The organism is Vallitalea pronyensis, from assembly GCF_018141445.1.
GTDB classification, from domain to species: domain Bacteria; phylum Bacillota; class Clostridia; order Lachnospirales; family Vallitaleaceae; genus Vallitalea; species Vallitalea pronyensis.
On sequence record NZ_CP058649.1, the window covers coordinates 3,502,158 to 3,523,376 of the forward strand.

At 39.1% G+C, this 21,219-nt stretch carries 14 protein-coding genes; 2 read left to right on the plus strand and 12 right to left on the minus strand.

Features of this window, described 5'->3' with window-relative positions; genetic code table 11:
- Positions 1-331: 331 nt before the first annotated feature.
- The 12 genes from HZI73_RS14795 to HZI73_RS14850 form a co-directional block, all read right to left on the minus strand.
- Positions 332-1,588: an amidohydrolase family protein gene (locus HZI73_RS14795; RefSeq protein ID WP_212694156.1), complete on the minus strand. Its 1,257-nt coding sequence runs from the start codon at positions 1,586-1,588 to the stop codon at positions 332-334.
- A gap of 28 nt (positions 1,589-1,616) precedes the next feature.
- Positions 1,617-2,837 carry a threonine synthase gene (gene thrC, locus HZI73_RS14800; RefSeq protein WP_246552176.1) on the minus strand — a complete coding sequence of 407 codons (1,221 nt, stop codon included), beginning with the start codon at positions 2,835-2,837 and terminating at the stop codon, positions 1,617-1,619.
- A gap of 464 nt (positions 2,838-3,301) precedes the next feature.
- A complete protein-coding gene (ade, locus tag HZI73_RS14805) occupies positions 3,302-5,011 on the minus strand; it encodes an adenine deaminase (protein WP_330619527.1) in 1,710 nt (569 codons plus the stop codon).
- Positions 5,012-5,268: 257 nt separating this feature from the next.
- Entirely contained in the window at positions 5,269-6,570 is a 1,302-nt protein-coding gene (locus HZI73_RS14810) for an amidohydrolase family protein (RefSeq protein WP_212694158.1), read from the minus strand.
- Between the two features lie 15 nt (positions 6,571-6,585).
- Positions 6,586-8,067: a pyridoxal-phosphate dependent enzyme gene (locus HZI73_RS14815; RefSeq protein ID WP_246552178.1), complete on the minus strand. Its 1,482-nt coding sequence runs from the start codon at positions 8,065-8,067 to the stop codon at positions 6,586-6,588.
- Between the two features lie 16 nt (positions 8,068-8,083).
- On the minus strand, positions 8,084-8,572 hold the full coding sequence (xdhC, locus tag HZI73_RS14820) for a xanthine dehydrogenase subunit XdhC (protein WP_408648265.1): 489 nt from the start codon (positions 8,570-8,572) through the stop codon (positions 8,084-8,086).
- Complete coding sequence (gene xdhB / locus HZI73_RS14825; protein ID WP_212694160.1) at positions 8,566-9,447, minus strand: xanthine dehydrogenase subunit XdhB; 882 nt, start codon at positions 9,445-9,447, stop codon at positions 8,566-8,568. Before xdhB ends, xdhC begins: the two co-directional genes overlap by 7 nt.
- Positions 9,448-9,468: 21 nt before the next feature.
- Complete coding sequence (xdhA, locus tag HZI73_RS14830) at positions 9,469-11,748, minus strand: xanthine dehydrogenase subunit XdhA (protein WP_212694161.1); 2,280 nt, start codon at positions 11,746-11,748, stop codon at positions 9,469-9,471.
- A gap of 170 nt (positions 11,749-11,918) precedes the next feature.
- The gene (gene arcC / locus HZI73_RS14835) at positions 11,919-12,857 is read right to left on the minus strand and encodes a carbamate kinase (protein WP_334300204.1); all 939 of its coding nucleotides are present in this window, start codon (positions 12,855-12,857) and stop codon (positions 11,919-11,921) included.
- Positions 12,858-12,949: 92 nt separating this feature from the next.
- Positions 12,950-14,143: a knotted carbamoyltransferase YgeW gene (gene ygeW, locus HZI73_RS14840; RefSeq protein WP_212694163.1), complete on the minus strand. Its 1,194-nt coding sequence runs from the start codon at positions 14,141-14,143 to the stop codon at positions 12,950-12,952.
- A 128-nt stretch (positions 14,144-14,271) separates the two neighbouring features.
- Positions 14,272-15,474 carry a YgeY family selenium metabolism-linked hydrolase gene (locus HZI73_RS14845; RefSeq protein WP_212698822.1) on the minus strand — a complete coding sequence of 401 codons (1,203 nt, stop codon included), beginning with the start codon at positions 15,472-15,474 and terminating at the stop codon, positions 14,272-14,274.
- An 84-nt stretch (positions 15,475-15,558) separates the two neighbouring features.
- Positions 15,559-16,197, minus strand: a complete 639-nt coding sequence (locus HZI73_RS14850; RefSeq protein ID WP_212694164.1) for a helix-turn-helix transcriptional regulator — start codon at positions 16,195-16,197, stop codon at positions 15,559-15,561.
- Positions 16,198-16,826: 629 nt separating this feature from the next.
- Here HZI73_RS14850 and ssnA point away from each other — a divergent pair.
- Both ssnA and ygfK read left to right on the plus strand, forming a co-directional pair.
- Positions 16,827-18,158, plus strand: a complete 1,332-nt coding sequence (ssnA, locus tag HZI73_RS14855; protein ID WP_212694165.1) for a putative aminohydrolase SsnA — start codon at positions 16,827-16,829, stop codon at positions 18,156-18,158.
- A gap of 53 nt (positions 18,159-18,211) precedes the next feature.
- A complete protein-coding gene (ygfK, locus tag HZI73_RS14860; RefSeq protein ID WP_212694166.1) occupies positions 18,212-21,214 on the plus strand; it encodes a putative selenate reductase subunit YgfK in 3,003 nt (1,000 codons plus the stop codon).
- Positions 21,215-21,219 lie beyond the last annotated feature (5 nt).

Genomic DNA, 21,219 nt, shown 5'->3' on the forward strand with positions numbered 1-21,219 from the left:
TTATTCATTTTTCAGTTCCTTGACTACAATATATATAAGTATAGCATTATTTTCCATATATAAAAATAATATTTAATATTTTCTTAATATTTAACAAGAAAATAAATGACATCCTATGCCTAATTTTATATACCAAATTCCACGAACAGTTTTTATCAAACCAAGGTCAAACAAAAAAACCTTGTACCCCTTTAAATTTAAGGGTTTACAAGGTTTTATCTTCTTATAATATTCAACGCATCGTTAATATACTATTTATTATGAAACAAAAGCTCATTTTCATATGTTTTAATGATTTTAATCATATATTATAGACTTTTTACATCTATATTTAGATACTACACCCTTCTAAATAGCGGCCAATAATACTATCAGGACCACCACAATATAAGAAACGCTGCAAGCGTTCTAATGGTGTAAGCTCCTCTATCAGATCATCAGGGTCTTTAACAATTAGTGCATCGAATAGATAACCTTCTTCAAAACTACCCACTTTACCAAAGAACCGCCCATTCATTTTAGTAGCTAGATAAAAGGCTTCTGATTCTTTTAAGATACGTTCTTCTGGATTAAGGACATGACGCATTTTAGAACATTGAATAGCAGATGTTATGGTATGATGCATACCAATTTTATGACCTGCACCTACATCAGAGCCCATACCTACTTGTAAACCTTTGTCAATGCAAGTGGTGACAGGCATGATGCCACTTGTTAGATTCAGGTTCGAATTAGGACAATGCACAAGGAATATATTATCGTTTTTAGCCATTTCAAGTTCATCTTCACTTAAATAGATGGTATGAGCCATCAATGATTTTTGATCCCCGTATAATTGATGATCTTTATATACGTGAGAATAGTTCTTGCTATCTGGAAATAGTGACATAACCCAATCAATTTCACGTTTTGTCTCGGCCAGATGGGTCTGTATGGGTATGGACCTATCATGGGATAATTGCCCTAATTGATGCATTAAATCACTGGTGCAACTGGGAGCAAATCGTGGCGTTATAATTGGTTTCACGTACTCTGAATCGCCAATAGCCTCAATAAACCCCATGGTTTCACGAATAGACTCTTCTGTTGTCTCAAGGAGTTCATCAGGTGCATTCTGATTCATGTTAACTTTGCCCACGTAAGCTGATAGTCGTTTATTCTCTAAGGCCTTTACCAATTCACGGGTACTTTCCTTATGGATCGTAGCAAATATACATGACCGTAATGTACCATTTTGATAGAGAGCATCAACAAAACGAGGATATACCTTCTTCGCATAAGCCACATCTTCAAATTTTGCTTCATTTTTGAACGTATACTGATTCAACCAATCAATAAGTCCTAGATTTAACCCTACTCCCATCTGCATGTATTGTGGTGCATGAATATGTAAATCAATAAATGACGGTATGATAAGGGCGTTTCCATAATCCATCACAGGTACGTACCTATACACCTCAGGTAATGTGTCATGAATACCTCTTACTGTACCTTCCTTAATAACGATATAACTGTTTTCATGGACTTCAAAAGCATCCTTTTCCTTCGTATAGATAATATGACCTTTTAACACTTGGATATCCGTCATTAGACCACCTCCCTATGTGAAGCCTCGTTTATACCATATATGGTTTTAATGCTTCAATATCCGGTTCGCACTTAATTGGCTCACCAGCTGCTTGAAGGGCATTTTTAACATCTTTTAACCCATTACCTGTCACAATCATCGCAACAGATTCATCGGGTGTTACAATACCTTCTTGAACAGCCTTGATAAGTCCGGCAAGACCCGTTACACCAGCTGGCTCACCAAATATACCTTCACTGGAACCCAATGTCTTCATGGCTTCTAAGATAGCCTCATCCGTCACTGTAATCCAAGTGCCACCCGAAGCTTTAACAGCATTTAATCCTTTCACTGGGTTTCTTGGAATACCAACAGAAATACTATCTGCTAACGTATTTTCCTCTGTTGGTTTAAGAGGTTCATCAGATAGATATGCCGTATAAAAAGGACAACAACCTTCAGCCTGAACACCCAATATCTTAGGTATACGGTTAATAAGCCCTAGCATGTAACAATCATAAAAGCCTTTATATACGCCACCAATGGTACAACCATCTCCAACAGATACCACAACCCAATCAGAAACCTGCCAATTCATCTGTTCTGCAATCTCCAACGCAACAGTCTTCTTACCTTCAACAAGATGAGGATTAATGGCCGCATTACGGTTATACCATCCCCAATGATCAATGGCTGCCTTAGACAACTCAAAAGTATCTCGATAATCACCCTGAACCGAAATCACCTTCGCACCATAAATAAGCAATTGGGCAAGCTTTCCTTGTGGCGCTCTCTCCGGAACAAAAATAACCGTAGACAACCCCACCCTAGCCGCATTCCCCGCCAAAGAAGAAGCCGCATTCCCAGTCGAACTGCAAGCAACCGTATCATAACCCTCTTCCATAGCTTTCACAACAGCCACCGCCGAAGCACGATCCTTCAAAGACGCCGTCGGATTCAGTCCCTCATCCTTAATCATAAGCGACTTAACACCCACCACATCCCCCAACCGGTTCGCCTCATACAAAGGTGTCCACCCCACCCGAAGCGTCCCCTTTATGAACCTATCATCCACCGACATCACATCCTGATACCGCCACATGGTATAATTATCATTCGCCTCAAAAAAATCTCTCGTCAACACCCCTTTTAAAGCCTCATAATCATACTCCACATCCAATATCCCCTTATCCCCACACACCGGACAAGTCAGGCTCTTCTCTTCCCTATCAAAAGTTTCCCCACACAACGTACATCTATAATTCCTCACATACTTCACATGACATCCCTCATTTCCACTCAAATTATATGTTTTTGCCTAAAAAACATAATCCAATCCCTAATATAAAACTGAATTACTCACCATTCACTCAACCCCCCAAGACATCAGTTGGATATCCCATATCCAACCATCGCCCCCACTACAATAAAATATATTTTCTTTCTAAAACTTACTACTGGTTCAAACAACCACTAGCCCAACCACCACCGAAGTCGTTAAATAGGTATACAAAAACAGTGATTTCTAAATATTTGTTAGAAAATCTTAGCAAATGGAAATGCATTTTGCGTTAAGAACCTTAATTGTTTGACCAACGGGAGTTTTAAGGTTTAGCAAAATTCATTGAAATGCGCTTAGAGTTTCTTCAAATATTTAGCATGAACGTTTTTTTATACCTATTTAACGACGACCGTCTTGCACTAGCCCCCCAAACAAAACCCAACTCAACGAATCTAATCCTCTATATCCACAAACCCAAAAACCCCAACATCAAACAACCCTCTATCCGTCAACTTCAAATCCGGAATAACCGGCAAAGCCAAAAACGCCAAAGTCAAAAATGGATCAATCTCTCTATTCACACCCTTATCAAGAGCAATCCTCTCCATCACCTCAAGCTTAGCCTCCACAAACCCCATAGAAGCCCCTGTCATCAAACCACCAACCTCTAATGGCAACGTCTCCAATATCTTTCCTTCTGAACAAATGGTAATACCACCCTTAACACGCTCAAGCTCTTTAACAGCCCCATGCATATCCTCATCATTATCACCAATAACAATAATATTATGGGAATCATGTGCAATGGTAAGAGCCACAGCACCACCCGTTAACCCATACCCTTCAACCAAACCAAGACCAACATTACCTGTTCCCTTATGCCGTTCAATTACAGCTAATTTCAGAATATCAAGTTTTTTATTATGCTGGAATACATGGTCCTTTACATCTACCTTACGCCTTACATGCTTCGTGGTCACATTATGCTCCACAAGCTGAATCACCTTAGCAATATCTGAACGCAGTGGTATATCAAAAGATATAGCATTAATATCTTTTACACGAACCGTATCCAACACACGAGGCTCTTCATAAAGCTCTATATCAAACAATGCTCGATTATTTTCAGCAACTAATTTTCCTTTTTTATATACCATGGCTACATCAACTGATTCCAAATCATTTAAAATAACCAAATCTGCATCATAACCTGGTGCAACCGCCCCTTTATGCTTTAGCCCATAGCACTCAGCTATATTCAGAGTTGCCATTCGAATAGCAATAATAGGGTCAATACCATGCTCAATGGCTAAACGAATATTGTAATTAATATGACCTTCATTTTTAATATCATAAGGTTGTTTATCATCTGTGCAAAATAGAATACGACGGTTATTATAGCTGGTTACACCACCTATAAGATCATGTAAATTTCGGGTAGCAGAGCCTTCACGAATGTGTACATACATGCCTTTAGCTGTTTTTTCTTTTAGTTCTTTTGCCGTTGTACACTCATGATCTGTTTTTATACCTGCCGTAATGTAAGCATTGAGCCCTTTTCCTGCTAGGTTAGGTGCATGCCCATCAATCATGGCATCCTCCATTAACGCCAACTTATCAAACACGTCTTTATTACCACATAAAACACCAGGATAATTCATCATTTCGCCAAGCCCTAATACATAAGGGTGCCCTTTTAGTGTTGCCAAATCATCAGCCAGTAGAACAGCTCCTGCATTCTCAAACTCTGTGGATGGTACGCATGATGGTAACATGACATAGACATCCAGTGGCGACTTAGCACTTGCATCCAACATATATTTAATACCATTCAGTCCACAGACATTAGCGATTTCGTGTGGGTCTTCAATGACCGTTGTGGTACCTTTTGGTATGACAGCCTTTGCAAATTGTTCAGGGGTTAACATGGATGACTCAATGTGGACATGACCATCAATGAATCCAGGACACACCAAACGTCCTTCAATATCCACTTCCTCAATACCTTCATAGTCACCAATACCTACGATATAGCCTTCTTCTATAGCAATATCAGCCTTCTCAATTTTTCCATTAAATACATTGACAATCTGACAATTCTTTAGTACCTTTGTTGCCTTCTTCTCACCTCTAGCCACTCTCACTCTTTGAACAATTGACATGATAACCTCCTTTAATTCTAAGTCATTGACATGCTTAGTATAAGGGGCTGTGTCATCAAAGTAGAAGAATGTCAATATCGTAGGAAACTATAAGAGGTTAAGCGAAAAGCGTAGCCATGGACGGCGAAGCGCAGACCCTCTAAACATGGACGTTTAGGTGTCTGAAAAGCTTAACCTCTTATAGTTTCCAAAAACTTCTAGCCAACAAAACTGCTTTGATGACACAGCCCCTTATATTTCATAACCTCTATTCATCTTCATGTACGTTCTAAGTATATCCCTTTTCCTCCAACCCATGCACCATGTTTTATAACAAAATTGCCTCGGGAAATGGTTGATTCAATACGTCCCATGACTTTTTTACCTTCAAAAACACTGTAATCACATCTGGAGTGATCACTACTTATGGTATACTCACCATCTGGGTCATAGATAACCACATCAGCATCTGAACCCACCTGCAATACACCTTTTCTAGGATACAAACCATGAACTTTTGCAGGGTTAATGGTCATTTTATCAATTACCTTATCCCCATATTTGGCATATAAAATACGGAATGAATGTTCCACACCACCAATACCCATGGGTATATCCAGAAGGTGTTGATGGTTCTTCTCATTTTTCATAAAAGGACAGTGATCGGTACCAATGGTATACACATCATCAAATAAAGCATTTAAAATCATCACTTCTTCTTCGCTTCTAAGAGGAGGTGCCATGGTGTACGCATACCCTCTATCCCCTTCAAAAGCCGTGGATGATAAGGAAAAATAATGCGGACAACTCTCAACGATAAAATCTTTATTGAGTATATCACTATACTGTTCTTTTAATGCACGTAGTGTATAGCCGCTGCTTAAATGCACCATGTATAGCTTACCGTTATAAGTCCTTGTCAACTCAGCGAGTTTAAGAGCTTCCTTTGTCTCTGCTTTGGAACATCGGCTTTTTAATAAATCCTGTGGACCATAAGAAGGATTTAAATCAATTAAGTCGTCTGCTTCAATATGAGCTAAAACAATAATATGACTGGATTTGGTACATTGAAGTAATTGGATGATTTCATTATCATACGTGCGTCGTCCAGAATCAGAATACGTGGTAAACAACTTCACCGATGGCAACGCCAAACGTTTCATTTCATCCACAATTTGTGGGACTTGACCTTGTGGATTTTTTATGGTCGTGTGGAATCCATAATCAATGACACTTTCTTTGGCCAGTTCTTGTCTACGACGAAGTGCATCTTCTAATTCTTCTCCTCGAGCTATGGGGTCTAGAAAATCAATGTACGTTGTTATCCCACCATAAGCAGCACTGATCGAGCCTGAGTAGAAATCATCACATGATGTGTACCGTCCGCCACCTAATGCAAAGTGTACATGTGGGTCTATGAAACCAGGAAGTACTTTTTTGCCAGCTGCATGATAGGTTTCTTTAGCTGGCAGTACTTCATTGGTCATACACGCAATCATTCCATCTTTGATATAGAGGTTTTTATTGGTGTAATTACCATCGATATAGGGTTGACCTCCCATTATTGCTAAATCATACATAAGTTATACTCACCTCTATAGTGCTTTTACTTTTTCATTAAAAGCTTCAATCAGACGATCCAATTTTTCGGCATGCTTGGGAATATCAAGCCAATAATTGTCATCATACCATTGAGCTAGAATCTCTTCATAACTCTTACCTTGTTGTTCTACCCATGTATAGTATTTAAGATTATGGACTGCACGACGGTCTCTGTAACTCAGTTCCTTAATATAGTCTGTGTTAATGCCTTTGAAGTATCTTTCCATAACACCATAGGCTACTTTATCTGTAAATGCGCCTCTTTCTTCATTAAGCTCAGTCAAGCGACTCTGATACATGTCAATGGAATCGGTAAGAATCGTAACAACCACATCATTCTCAGTCAACTCAAAGTACTTGGCAAATTTAATGGCTGAAATGATATTGGCAGCTCCGGATATACCAACAAGACTTAATTGATCAATGATCTCATCACTTACACCATTTTCTTTTAAGAGTGCAAGCCCTTCTGGCTCATTGAACATACGAATCCAGTTCATGGGTGCTTCGTCATCAATGGCTACAGCCATATCCGTGTTCTTCACATTATGAATCCAAGGAATGTGCTTATCACCAATGCCTTCAATACGATGCTCACCAAAACCATTACTATAGATTGTAGGGCATTGCAGTGCTTCACTGGCTGCAATTTTACTTGTTGGGTACAACTTCTTAAGGTAATCGCCTGCTGCAATGGTGCCGCCTGAACCGGTTGAACTGATATAACCTCTGAATCTTTGTCCTTCTGTCATTTCTTGATTTAAAATTTCTTCAATAGCAGCTCCTGTTACTTCATGATGCCATAAGTAATTACCAAATTCATCAAATTGATTAAAAATCATTAGGTCTTCGCCGGAGTTACGAAGTTCCCAGCATTTATCGAATATTTCTTTTACATTACTTTCACTACCAGGTGTTTTAATGGTTTCACCTGCTACTTTTTCTAACCATTCAAAACGCTCACTGCTCATACCTTCTGGTAAAATGGCAATGGAATCACAAGACAATAAGGCAGAATCATAAGCTCCGCCACGGCAATAGTTTCCTGTGGACGGCCATACAGCCTTTTGCTTCGTTGGGTCAAACTGTCCTGTTACAAGACGAGGTACGAGACAACCAAAAGCAGCTCCCACTTTATGAGCCCCTGTTGGAAACCATTTACCACATAAGGCAATGACCTTAGCTTTTACACCTGTTATCTCTTCAGGCAATACCATGTAATTTGCCCCGTTAAAGCTACCACCTGTTTCTGTAGGTTCATTATGCCATGTAATGCGATATAGGTTGACAGGATCGATATCCCATAGACCAACCTCTTTTAATTTCTCTTTTACATCGTCTGGTATTAACGCTGGATTCTTCATCTGTGCTAATGTAGGAATAACAATACCACGCTCTTTGGCACGCTTTACAACATTCTCCAAAGCTTCTTCCTGTATGGTTAAATCAATCAGATTAAATTTACTATTCATCATATCCTCCTTCATAAGCCTACTGCTTATGCATGCGTTTATTTTTAGTCTTTTCTATGGCATTAATTATATTTTCATAGCCTGTACAGCGACACAAGTTCCCTGCAAGATGTTTTCTAATGTCATCCCTTGTGAATGCTTCATCATTTTCTAATATGGGTATAGCCGCCATAATAAAACCAGGGGTACAGAAACCACATTGGACAGCAGCTTCATCAATAAAGGCTTGTTGAATATCCGATAGATTACCTTCTTCATCCATTAAGCCTTCAAGGGTACGAATATGCTTGCCTTGTGCCCATATAGCCAAGTAAATACAAGAATCGATGGTTTCCTCATTAATAAGCACCGTACAAGCACCACATTCCCCAACCTCGCATCCTTTTTTTACACTGTTAAGATGCAATTCGTTTCTTAGGACATCAAGAAGTGATGATCGATCATCTATTATAAGGTCATGTTCTTCACCATTAACAAATAGGTGCAATTGAACTTTTGCCATTAGCATTCACCTCCAGCTCTTCTAATTGCTTCCTTAAGGGCTCTTTTGCATAGTTCTTCCGCAAGTTGTAAACGTAGTATTTTAGATGCTCGCCAAGAATCCCTTGGGCGTACTTCTGTTAATGCCGTTTTACCAAATACATCAAATAATGTCTCTGAGATAGCCATGCCTTTTACTGCTTCTTCCGTTTCTGGGCATCGCATGGGTACTGGACCTGCAACGCCATAAGCAAGACGTACATCTTCAAGATGGGTTTTGTCATGGTTTAACTTACAGGAAACGGAACAACCTAATGTAGCGATATCCATAGCATCTCGCATAGCATATTTGATATAACAGCCATAATAGTTTTCATAATTGTCTTTTTGAATGTAGATAGCTGTTAATAACTCGCCATTTTTTAGATCAACCCTGCCAGGACCTAGATAATAGTCCTTAATGGGTATTATTTTACTGCCATTTGGCCCTGTAATCTCTAATTCAGCATTAAGGGCAAATAATGTGGATGCGCTGTCTGCACTTGTGACACCATTGGAAATATTACCGCCAATGGTACCAATATTTCGAACTTGTGGTCCACCAACTTCGTCCACAGCATCACCTAATACAGGTATATATGATTGAATAATAGGGTCTTTTGTTATATGTGAAAAACTGGTAAGAGGACCTATTTTAATCCGTCCATCCTCTTGAAGGGTTACACCTCTTAGTTCATCTAATCCATAGATACTTACTAGAGAACAGCCTGCCAGTTTACCTTCATGAATTTTAATTAAGATATCACTTCCACCTGCAATGATTAGTGAATCCGGATCAGCCACAAGATGCTTAATGGCATCTTCTACAGAAGTAGCCTGATAGATTTTTTCTATATCATACATAATAAGGCTCCTTTCTTAAAACTAAATCATATTCAGTGATTTAAACTTCTCAACAAGTCTCTGAGGGGTTAATGGTGCTTCATGGAAACTAACACCTGTTGCATGGAACAGAGCATTGCGTATAGCTGGGGCAACAGGAATTGCAGGGGGCTCACCTAACGCCTTATTACCAAATGGTCCAGAGACATCGTAAGTTTCTACAAAATCTGTTTCCAGTTTGGGCGTGTCTAAGATTGTTGGAAGTTTATAATCTAATAGATTATTGTTGAGTGGCTTACCTGTTTTTTCATGAAACAGCATCTGTTCACTTAACCCAAATCCAAGACTCATACTCATCCCACCATGTACTTGTGCTGCAGCTAACTGGGGATTAAGCAGTTTGCCACAATCATGGACATTAATGACTTTGTTTACTTTTATTTTACCGATGGGTACATCCACTTCAATATCCACAAAACAAGCACCAAATGAGAAGGTGTTGGATTTACAATGATTGGTAACATCTGCAGTAATATGAACGGATTTTTCCATGTTGTAAACAGCGTGGGTTGCCACCTCTTCTAAGGAAGCAAGCACGTCACCTGTTTGTTTATTGACAACATGACAATGAGCTAAATCCAAATTACCTACAGGTAACTTCAACATAAACTCAGCATGTTCTAGTATCTTATCTCTAAGCTCTATGGCTGCTTTTTTGACTGCCATACCTGATACATAGGATTGTCTGGAAGCATAAGCACCTGAGTCATAAGGTGTCACATCTGTATCTTGTGTGGAAATAATATGCACATGGCTCATGGGTATATCAAGAATTTCCGCTGCCATTTGTGAAAATACGGTATCCGCACCTTGACCAATTTCCGTTGCACCCATTTGTACCTGTATGGTACCGTCTTGGTTGAGTACAATACGACAAGATGCTGTTTCTAAGGCTATGGGGTATACGCCTGTGGCATAACTGAAAATCGCCATCCCTACACCCCTACGTACGGGACCTGTTTGGTTGGCGTAGGCCTTACGCTTATTATCCCAATCAATGGTTTCTTTCCCTTTATCAATACAAGCTTCTAAACCATAACTGTTACACTTGATCTGATTATCCACAAAACCTTCCTGCATCATGTTCATTTTTCGAATGGCTATGGGATCGATCTTCAATTTCTCAGCCATCTCATCCATTTGAGCTTCTAAGGCAAATGTAATCTGTGGAATACCGTAAGCACGCATAGCTCCTGACACAGGCATGTTGGTGAATACACTATACATATCACCCATGGTTGCCTTTTCATCATGATAGATTTGCTTAACCGCATGACCTGCTTTGGATACAACGCTGTGACCATGAGAGGCATAAGCACCTTTATTGGCAAATAGCTCAGCTTTTCTAGCAACCAAACGGCCATTAGGCCGTATATAACTGATAAGCTTAATACGCATGGCATTACGAACACGGGTATTAACAAAGGTTTCTTCTCTTGTGAGCTCTAATTTCACACATCGTCCACCAATGACCTGTGACAAGTAGGCATTCAGCGGTTCATACAATGCATCCTGTTTATTACCAAAACCACCGCCAATGTAAGGCTTAATAATTCTTACCTTCCCCCAGCCAAGTCCTAGCGCCTGACCCACAATACGACGAACAATATGGGGTATCTGTGTTGACGATACAACAACCATACGACCCGCTTCACCATAGGCATAGGAAATAGGGGTTTCAATATGACAATGCTTTACCATGGGTGTCTTGTATTCCCCTTCAAATCGTATAAGACCTTCTTCCTTAATGGCTTCCTCATAGTTTCCCTTTTCATAGTGGGTGTGATTCAAAATATTATCAGGGTATGCTTCATGAAGTGCCTGTGCGCCATCTTTTAGCGATGCATCAATGGCTACCATAGGCTCATATTCTTCATACTCTACTTTAATAAGCTTAAGAGCTCTTGACGCTGTTACTTCATCTTTTGCAATAACAGCTGCTATATCATCACCATAATATCTTACACGTGTATTTAATAATTTTCGATCAGCTACATCTTGATGGTCTGGATCGACAGACCAAGGATGCCCAGCTGTTGGGTAGGTGATATCTGGTACATCAAAGCACGTTACAATCTTCACAACACCTGGTAACTTACTTGCTTCTGATATATCTATCTGTTTAACCAGTCCATTGGCAATGGTACTATGCATAATTTTTGCTACTAAGGCGTGATCTAAATGATAATCATCCGTATACCGAGCACGTCCCGTGACTTTTTCAAAAGCATCAACCCGTTTAACGCTTAGACCTACACTCATCTATATCCCTCCTTGTATCATTATCATGTGACTCATATAACTTCCCTTGTATACCCTTATTATATGAGTACCTAACAGAATCTTTTTCTTTTTTCGTTGAAATACATATCTAACTTCATCTTAACGCATTTTTGCTCCAATGGAAATAGAAATATTTAGAATACCAATGGTTATTTAATGACTGTTCCTGTTTTACCTGCAATTCCCTCTTTTGCTTTCTCTAACAATGTAATCAGTGCAAAACGATCCTTAGCAGATTCCGCAAATTCTACAGCTGCTTCAATTTTAGGTAACATGGAACCTGGAGCAAAATGTCCTTCTTTCATATAAGCTTTTGCATCATTTATGCTAAGATCTGAAAGCCAACGTTCACCAGGCTTTCTGAAATGAATAGCTACTTTTTCCACTGCTGTTAAGATGATTAAACAATCAGCATCTATTAATTGTGCAAGTGTACTGCTGGCAAAATCTTTATCAATAACAGCTTTTGCACCTTTTAAGCGGTTACCTCGAACCATGACGGGGATACCCCCACCACCACCTGCAATAACAATCTGACCAGCATCTAACAAGGTTCTAATGGTATCTATCTCTACAATATCAACGGGTTTTGGAGAAGCTACAATACGACGGTAACCACGTCCAGCATCTTCTATAACTTTAACACCCTTATCCATTAGCACTTGTGCTTCTTCTTTTGTCATGAAACTTCCAATGGGTTTGGTTGGGTTTTCAAATGCTTTATCCTTTTCATCAACAATGACCTGTGTAATAACCGTTGATACTGGTTTTACTATGCTTCTCTCAAGCAATGTCTCTCTTAAAGCATTTTGCAAATCATAACCGATATAACCTTGACTCATAGCCACGCATACAGATAATGGTACTTTACCATATTGGGGTTCATTTTTTATCAGTGAGTCCATGGCTTTTTGAATCATACCTACTTGAGGACCATTTCCGTGGGATATAACCACTTCATGACCTTCTTCTACTAAGTCTACAATGGCTTTAGCTGTTTCTCTTACTGCTAGCATTTGTTCATGCAAATTTTTACCTAATGCATTACCACCTAATGCAATAACAATTCTTTTTTTAACCATAACCATATCCTTCTCCCTTAAAAAAGTATGTCTAACTTTAATCGTCTAATCTACAAAGAGACTGCTCCCATAGTCTCTTTGCAGGTTCAGCATTTCATCTATTTGTACTGTCTTTGTGTATTTTTTTCCTCTAGTTCAGCAAAACATTTCGCTGGGTCTTTCACTTTACTTAATAAAATCATGGCTGCAATGATGTAAGGCTTAAAACTGGCTTCTTTATATAGAGGCACTCTGTATCGATCAAATACAGATGCATCCACTTCCCCAATATCACAGCTTACACCTGTTATATCTGCTGGTAAACAATGCATATATAATGCTTTACCATCTTTTGTTAAGGACATCAAATCTTCCGTACATTGCCAATCTTGATGTTGTTTATTCTGTGCCAGTAACTCTTTTTCTAGAGCTTTTATACCTTCTGAATCACCATTCCCATATAATTCGGTTCTTTTTTCCATAGCCACAAATGGTGCCCAGCTCTTAGGATAAACGATATCGGCATCTTTAAAAGCTTCTTCCATCGAATTTGTTTTTGTGAAAGAACCACCTGATTTAGCCGCATTGTCTTTGGCTACCTCTTCAATATCCGACATCACTTCATAACCCTCTGGGTGAGCTAGAACCACATCCATACCCATACGGGTCATTAAGCCAATGATACCTTGAGGAACAGATAACGGTTTTCCATAAGATGGTGAGTAAGCCCATGTCATGGCAATTTTCTTACCTTTTAAGTTCTCAACACCACCAAATTCATGTATAAGATGCAACATATCCGACATGGATTGTGTTGGATGGTCAATATCGCATTGAAGGTTAACAATGGAGGGTCTCTGTTCTAAAATACCGTCCTCGTTACCTTGCTCTACATATTTGGAGAAATTACGAATATAGGTGTTTCCTTTTCCAATATACATGTCATCACGAATACCCACAACATCTGCCATAAAGGAAATCATGTTAGCTGTTTCACGTACGGTTTCACCATGGGCTATCTGTGATTTACCTTCATCAAGGTCTTGTACTTCAAGTCCCAGTAAGTTACATGCGGATGCAAAACTGAAACGTGTTCTGGTGGAGTTATCTCTAAATAAAGAGATACCTAATCCACTATCAAATATTTTCGTAGAAATGTTCTCTTCACGCATATGACGAAGCGCATCTGCCACTGTAAAAACAGCCTCTAACTCCTCATCTGTCTTCTCCCAAGTTAAGATGAAATCATTATTGTACATATCACTAAAATCTAAATCATTCAGTTTCTTAATATACTTTTCCATTTTGCTCATTTTGTCTTTCTCCCTTCGCTATAAAAACTTACATGTTATCATCTATGCGATAAAGCTTAATCTATTTTATTGATGATAGGATTGATTCATTATAAATGATGACGACTCTTACTGGATTTAATTGAAATCTATTTCTTATCTTTACAGTAAATGGTTGGTAATGCGGCATAGACAGCTGCGCATTTTACCAAATCAGCTTTCCATGTCTTCTCATTAGGTGCATGTGCTTCTTCTTCTTTACCAGGGCCAAATCCAATACAAGGTATACCATATCGACCCATAATGGATACGCCATTGGTTGAGAATGTCCATTTATCCACTTTTGGTGTACCATACATGCCTTCATAAGCTTCAACCATTGCTTTCGTAGGCTTACTGTCTTCTGGTATAACCCACGTTGGGAAATAACAATCTGTTGGGTAGGTTAGATTCGTCCAGCTTGGTCGACTATATTTATACATGGTTACTTCAGCACCATACTTCTGAACAGTTGGTAAGGCACGTATTTCTTCAAGTGCTGACTGATAGGTTTCTCCATCTGTTAAACGTCGATCAATGGATATAGCACACATATCGGCTACGGCACAACGGGATGGTGAATTAAAAAATATCTCGGATACTGCAAGGGTCCCTTTACCAAGGAATGGGTCCACATGTAATTTATCATTCAGCGCCCTTACTTCTTGAAGAATATCTGACATTTTGTAGATCGCATTGTCACCTCGCTCTGGAGCAGACCCATGGCAGGATATCCCTTTTACCTCAACACGAATTTCCATACGTCCCCGTTGTCCTCGGTAGATATTGCCATTTGTTGGTTCTGTAATCACAACGAATTCAGGTTCAATATTGTCTTCATTAATAATGTACTGCCAGCATAAACCGTCGCAATCTTCTTCTTGAACAGTACCTGTAACAAGGACGGTATAATCATCACTTAATAAGTCCAGATCTTTCATTATCTTTGCACCGTATACACTGGATACAATACCCCCAAGTTGGTCTGACGCACCACGACCACCAATTTCTTCATCATTTTCATAACCTGCATAAGGATCAAAGGTCCAATTACTCATTTCCCCAAGTCCTACTGTATCAATGTGTGCATCATAGGCAATAAGGGTTTTACCAGTTCCCATATATCCCAGAACATTTCCCATTTTATCAATGTCTACTTTGTTAAATCCTACTTCTTCCATCTCTTTGGCTATCCGGCGAATGACACCTTCTTCACCACAGCTTTCACCAGGTATAGCAATTAAATCTCTTAAAAACTTGGTCATCTTTCCTTTATACGTTTGAGCTTTTTCTTTAATAGCGTTAAAATCCATCATCGTCCTCCTTGTTTATCTCAAGATAATATGTTTATTATAAATCTCATTTTCATTGTGCTTACCCTATTGTTAAGCACTTTCCTAGCGTTTTATATCTATATAGTTATAAATACTATATTTTGATATACCAAAGTATGTGGATATCTTGTCACCTGATTTTGTAATGAGAAAGGCTCCTGCATCGTTAAGAAATCTTATACAACTGATTTTATCTTCTTTACTCATAAGAGCAACAGGTTTTCCAATACGTTTCACGGATTCTTCAATAAGGTCATCTAACAAATCATTGACATTGGTTGGGATTTCTTCTGCTTCGGTACATGGGGTGCTTTCTAGATTAAGTAACGATTTTATAGCGCTCTCAGCAATGGTTAATTGTGTCATATCATAATTTATGCAAAAAATATACTGGGGTTCTCCTTTTTCATCACGTATGTAGATGCTGCTGGATTTTAAGACACGTCCATCATGGGTTTTGGTAAGATACCCAATGGCATCTTCCAACTCCTCTTCCTGATGGTTAAGGGTATCCAACACAATATGTGAAGCCCCGTCGCCAATCTTACGATTGGTCACATGACCATTCTCAATGGCTATAATTGTTTTTTGTAGATTATGAGACTTTAGATCATGAATAACCACTTCACAATGACTACCAAAATGTTCTACAAGCCCTTTCGCTAATCTTTTTAAAAATTCCAAATTCATATCTTCCATCATATAATCCTCTCATGTGTACAACCTATTAGCATGCTGCACTATCCACTGATAACGTTATCTTATGAAATAACACCTATCCACTCGTTAAATATTCATTGTAACTTATGGACATAAATAATATAATATTTCGTCATTTCATAACATGTGACACCCAAAATCTATTTATTTATAACTACAGTATAACACCATGGAATCAACAAATCAATTAGATTTACAAAAATATTTTTTTCTTACAAAAATATTTTTATTTCCTTTGACTTTTGCCTCTAATGATGGTAGTCTGTTATTAAGAGGATATACTTGTGACAACTGTATTTTTCTATACTTACTGCAATTAAGCAGTCCATTAAATAATGCATACTACATTATCCTTTTCAATAGCCATGGTAACACCTTCGACATAATTGTCGGAATTATCGACAAGATATATATGTTGTCGTTGAACATGATAATTTTCTATATATGACGCATAATTCTATTTATCGCCATACGTTTATTATCATGTTACAGATATATGCAAAATATTTTAGGACATTTGTCCCTTTCTTCCATCATGAATGTCTTTTCTTCAAAGACATCATGTGGATTAATTCATTTCACAATAACAATAGATTAAAGGAGCGATATACATGATTTTAATTGGGAACGGCCGTATGATTACAAGAGATCCAAATCAGCCTTTTATAGAGGATGGTTGCCTTGTTGTAGATGGACCATGTATAAGTGATGTGGGAAGTACCGATGCATTACGTTCAAAATATCCTGAAGCTTCTTTTGTGGATGCAAAAGGTGGATTGATTATGCCAGGACTTATCAACACTCATCATCATATTTACAGTGCCCTAGCACGTGCTATGATGCTTAACAATCACAATCCTTCTAATTTCTTAGAAATCCTTGAAGGTATGTGGTGGAAGATTGATAAGCATTTAACCTTAGAAGATGTGCAATTAAGTGCCTATGTCACATATTTAGAATGTATTAAAAATGGTGTGACAACAGTATTTGACCATCACGCTAGTTATGGTGCCACTGCTGGCAGCCTCTTTGAAATCTCTGAAGTAGCTAAAAAATTGGGTATAAGAACGTCGCTATGTTATGAAGTATCGGATCGGCATGGTCACCATGCCATGGTAGAAGCTGTGAAAGAAAATGTGGATTTTATTCAGGCAGCTAAGAAGGATGTAACGGACATGCAAAAAGGTATGATGGGCTTACATGCTTCATTTACTCTTTCTGATACCAGTCTTGATTATATCGCAAGTCAGTTACCAGCAGAAACCGGGTATCATGTGCATGTTGCGGAAGGCATCGGGGATCTCCATGACGCTCTTTCTCAATATAATAAGAGAGTTGTTGAACGGTTAATGGACCATGAAATTCTTGGTCCAGATACCCTTGCTATTCATTGTATTCATGTGAATCAACGGGAAATGGATCTTCTAAAAGAAACAGATACCATGGTTGTTCACAATCCAGAATCCAATATGGGTAATGCTGTTGGTTTCACACCTGTATTAGAACTGATGCGCCGTGACATTCCTCTAGGTCTAGGAACAGACGGTTATACCAGTGATATGTTAGAGTCCATGAAAGTAGCCAATATTCTTCCTAAGCATCAATTATGTAACCCTTCTGTTGCTTGGGGTGAAGTACCACAAATGCTTTTTCATAACAATGCTGCAATCGCTAATCGCTTCTACAACAAACCATTAGGCATCTTAAAAGAAGGTGCTTATGCAGATGTGATTATTGCGGATTATAACCCCTTTACGCCTCTAGACGGGAATAACTGCAATGGGCATATTCTCTTTGGTCTAAGTGGCCGTCATGTAACGACTACCATGATTAATGGGAAACTTGTCATGAAAGATCGTCAAGTACTTGGTATAGATGAGGAACAACTCATGGCACATTCACGAGAATTGGCTGTGACCTTATGGGAAAAGATGAATCGATAATTACCGTGATAAGGTTCTAGGATAAGATCAATCAATTGAAGGAGGTACTGTTTATGAATGACCGTATGATACCGATACCATTCCATGAACTGATGGGATGGATTTTACAGGAAAAAGAAGAGCATCAACAGATCTTCGGGGTGAAAAAGTATTATCATCATACCCATGGTGAAAAGCTAGATATATTTGGTGAACACCTGGAAACACCTTTTGGACCTGCTGCAGGTCCTCACACCCAGCTTGCCCAAAACATCATTGCCGCTTATGTAGCTGGATGCCGTTTCTTTGAATTAAAAACTGTTCAGACCCTTGATGGGGAAGACCTTCCTGTCTCCAAACCTTGTATTAAGGCAGAAGATGAGGGTTATAACGTGGAATGGTCCACAGAACTGACTGTACCAGAAGCCTTTGACGAATATGTAAAAGCATGGTATGGGCTTAAACTCTTATCAAAAGAGTATGGATTTGGCAGCCCTGAGGGTTTTATTTTTAACATGTCTGTTGGTTATGATTATGAAGGTATTACATCGAAGAAAATTGATACCTTTATCGAGGGATTAAAAGATGCGTCTCACTCCAAGATATGGGCCACTTGCGAAAAGTATATTTTGGATAATCTGGATGCTTGGCATCACGTGGATGAATCCTATGTACACTCTATTTCTTCAAGCATATGCACATCCATTACCCTCTCTACCCTTCATGGATGTCCTCCTGAAGAAATTGAACGTATTGCTTCTTATTTAATGAAAGAAAAACACTTAAATACTTATATAAAATGTAACCCAACCTTATTAGGCTATGACTATGCCCGTTCCACCTTAGATGAGATGGGTTATGATTACCTTGTATTTGATGAGCATCACTTCCAGAACGACTTACAGTTCGAGGATGCTATACCCATGATTAAACGCTTACAAGGGATTGCAAAAAATAATCATGTTAGCTTTGGCGTAAAACTGACCAATACATTTCCTGTTAAAATCACCCAAAATGAGCTTCCTGGGGAGGAAATGTATATGTCTGGCCGCTCCCTCTACCCCCTTTCCATATCCCTTGCTGACAAATTAACCAAGGCTCTAGGTGGTGATATAAACATCTCTTACTCTGGAGGCGCAGAGATTTTTAATATAACGGATATCTACAATACAGGCATATGGCCCATTACCATTGCAACCACGTTATTAAAATCAGGTGGCTATGGTAGATGTCTTCAAATAGCTGAAAAACTTGGCAATAGCTTGAAGACCGATAATCCTGTAAATCCTGATGCTCTTGATCAATTAAGAACATATGCCCTTACAGACCCTCATCATATAAAACCCATTAAACCCATGCCAAGCCGTAAAATAAAAGACACCGTACCTCTGGTAAATTGCTTCATGGCCCCCTGTTCCCATGGCTGTCCCATTGAACAAGCTGTGCCTGCATATTTACACTGTGTGGAAGAAGGTCGTTATCTGGATGCACTCCAAATTATTGTGGATAAAAATCCCCTTCCATTTATTACTGGTACCGTATGTAACCATCGTTGCATGACCAAGTGTACCCGCCACTTCTATGAAGAACCGGTTAAAATACGCAGCGCTAAGCTATTAGCAGCAGAGCAAGCCATGGATGCATTACTTGGAACCATTACCGTACCAGAAAAAAAATCGGATGCTAAAGTGGCTGTCATTGGCGGTGGACCAGCTGGATTGGCTGCAGGCTATTTCCTTGGTCGAGCTGGTATGGATGTGACCATTTTTGAAAAGCAAGATTCCCTTGGTGGCATTGTGAAACATGTTGTACCTGAATTCAGAATATCTTCTGAATCCGTTCAGCATGATATTGATCTTGTAAAAGCTATGGGCGTAACCATTAAGCTTAATAGTGAGCAAAATTCCATTAAAACCCTACAAGAAGCAGGTTATCCATACATCTTAATTGCAGTTGGTGCTTACGAACCAGGTATCCTCCCATTAGAAGGTACTACACCTCAGAATGTCCTCGAATTCTTAGCTGACTATCGTAAGCAGAAAGGAAACATGCATCTTGGTGAATCTGTAGCCGTTATTGGTGGTGGTAATACAGCCATGGATGCTGCTCGTGCAGCCAAACGTGTGCAAGGTGTAAAAGATGTCTACCTGATCTACAGAAGAACCAAAAAATATATGCCCGCCGATGAAGAAGAATTATATCTAGCACTGGAAGATGGTATAACCTTTATGGAATTACTCTCCCCTACTAAATGGGTAGATGGTAAACTCACCTGTCAGAAGATGATCTTAGGTGCACCTGATGCCTCTGGCAGGAGACGACCCGTACCAACAGATGACATGATTACTGTTGAAGCGGATACAGTTGTTGCAGCTGTTGGTGAGAAAATAGACAGCAGTTGGTTTGCCCAACAAGGTATAACCCTGACGGATAAAGGTTATGTGGAAGCTGATCTTCATTCATGTGAAACCAGTATGGACCATGTCTATGTAGCAGGTGATGCACTTAGAGGACCAGCCACCATTGTTGAGGCCATTGCAGACGCTACCAGCTTTGCTCTCTCTGTCCTAGAGAAAGAAGCTATTACCGAAACAGGGTTTGAAGACCTTTCCTACAAAGGAGATGCTGAGAGGGCTTATGCTAAGAAAGGTATTTTAGAAATGCCTGTATCCAACAGCGATGGAAATCGCTGCCTTGAATGTTCAACCATCTGTGAAGCTTGTGTGGATGTCTGTCCTAATCGTGCTAATATAACCGTTAAGATACCAAGTCAACACATGCCACAGATTATACACTTGGATAACATGTGTAATGAATGTGGAAACTGTGAAACCTTCTGCCCTTACAGCAGTGCACCTTACCAAGATAAATTCACACTATTTGGTAGTGAAGCCATGTTACAGTCAAGTCATAATGCCGGTTTCTTTATTAAAGATAAAACTGTCGGACAATGTGTTTTACGTCTAGATGGCCAGTTAATGACCATTAATCTACATGAAACGTATCCAGATATTCCCGTTGAAATCATGGAAATGATGCAGGCTGTCTGTGAACAATACACTTATTATAATTATTGATTGGG

Excerpts from the sequence above, each read along its gene's own strand:
- xdhC (WP_408648265.1), bottom strand. The coding sequence starts at position 8,572 with ATGCTAATGGCAAAAGTTCAATTGCACCTATTTGTTAATGGTGAAGAA.
- ssnA (WP_212694165.1), top strand. The coding sequence starts at position 16,827 with ATGATTTTAATTGGGAACGGCCGTATGATTACAAGAGATCCAAATCAG.
- xdhB (WP_212694160.1), bottom strand. The coding sequence starts at position 9,447 with ATGTATGATATAGAAAAAATCTATCAGGCTACTTCTGTAGAAGATGCC.
- HZI73_RS14850 (WP_212694164.1), bottom strand. The coding sequence starts at position 16,197 with ATGATGGAAGATATGAATTTGGAATTTTTAAAAAGATTAGCGAAAGGG.
- arcC (WP_334300204.1), bottom strand. The coding sequence starts at position 12,857 with ATGGTTATGGTTAAAAAAAGAATTGTTATTGCATTAGGTGGTAATGCA.
- HZI73_RS14795 (WP_212694156.1), bottom strand. The coding sequence starts at position 1,588 with ATGACGGATATCCAAGTGTTAAAAGGTCATATTATCTATACGAAGGAA.
- ygeW (WP_212694163.1), bottom strand. The coding sequence starts at position 14,143 with ATGAGCAAAATGGAAAAGTATATTAAGAAACTGAATGATTTAGATTTT.
- HZI73_RS14845 (WP_212698822.1), bottom strand. The coding sequence starts at position 15,474 with ATGGATTTTAACGCTATTAAAGAAAAAGCTCAAACGTATAAAGGAAAG.
- HZI73_RS14810 (WP_212694158.1), bottom strand. The coding sequence starts at position 6,570 with ATGTATGATTTAGCAATAATGGGAGGTCAACCCTATATCGATGGTAAT.
- HZI73_RS14815 (WP_246552178.1), bottom strand. The coding sequence starts at position 8,067 with ATGATGAATAGTAAATTTAATCTGATTGATTTAACCATACAGGAAGAA.
- ygfK (WP_212694166.1), top strand. The coding sequence starts at position 18,212 with ATGAATGACCGTATGATACCGATACCATTCCATGAACTGATGGGATGG.
- ade (WP_330619527.1), bottom strand. The coding sequence starts at position 5,011 with ATGTCAATTGTTCAAAGAGTGAGAGTGGCTAGAGGTGAGAAGAAGGCA.
- xdhA (WP_212694161.1), bottom strand. The coding sequence starts at position 11,748 with ATGAGTGTAGGTCTAAGCGTTAAACGGGTTGATGCTTTTGAAAAAGTC.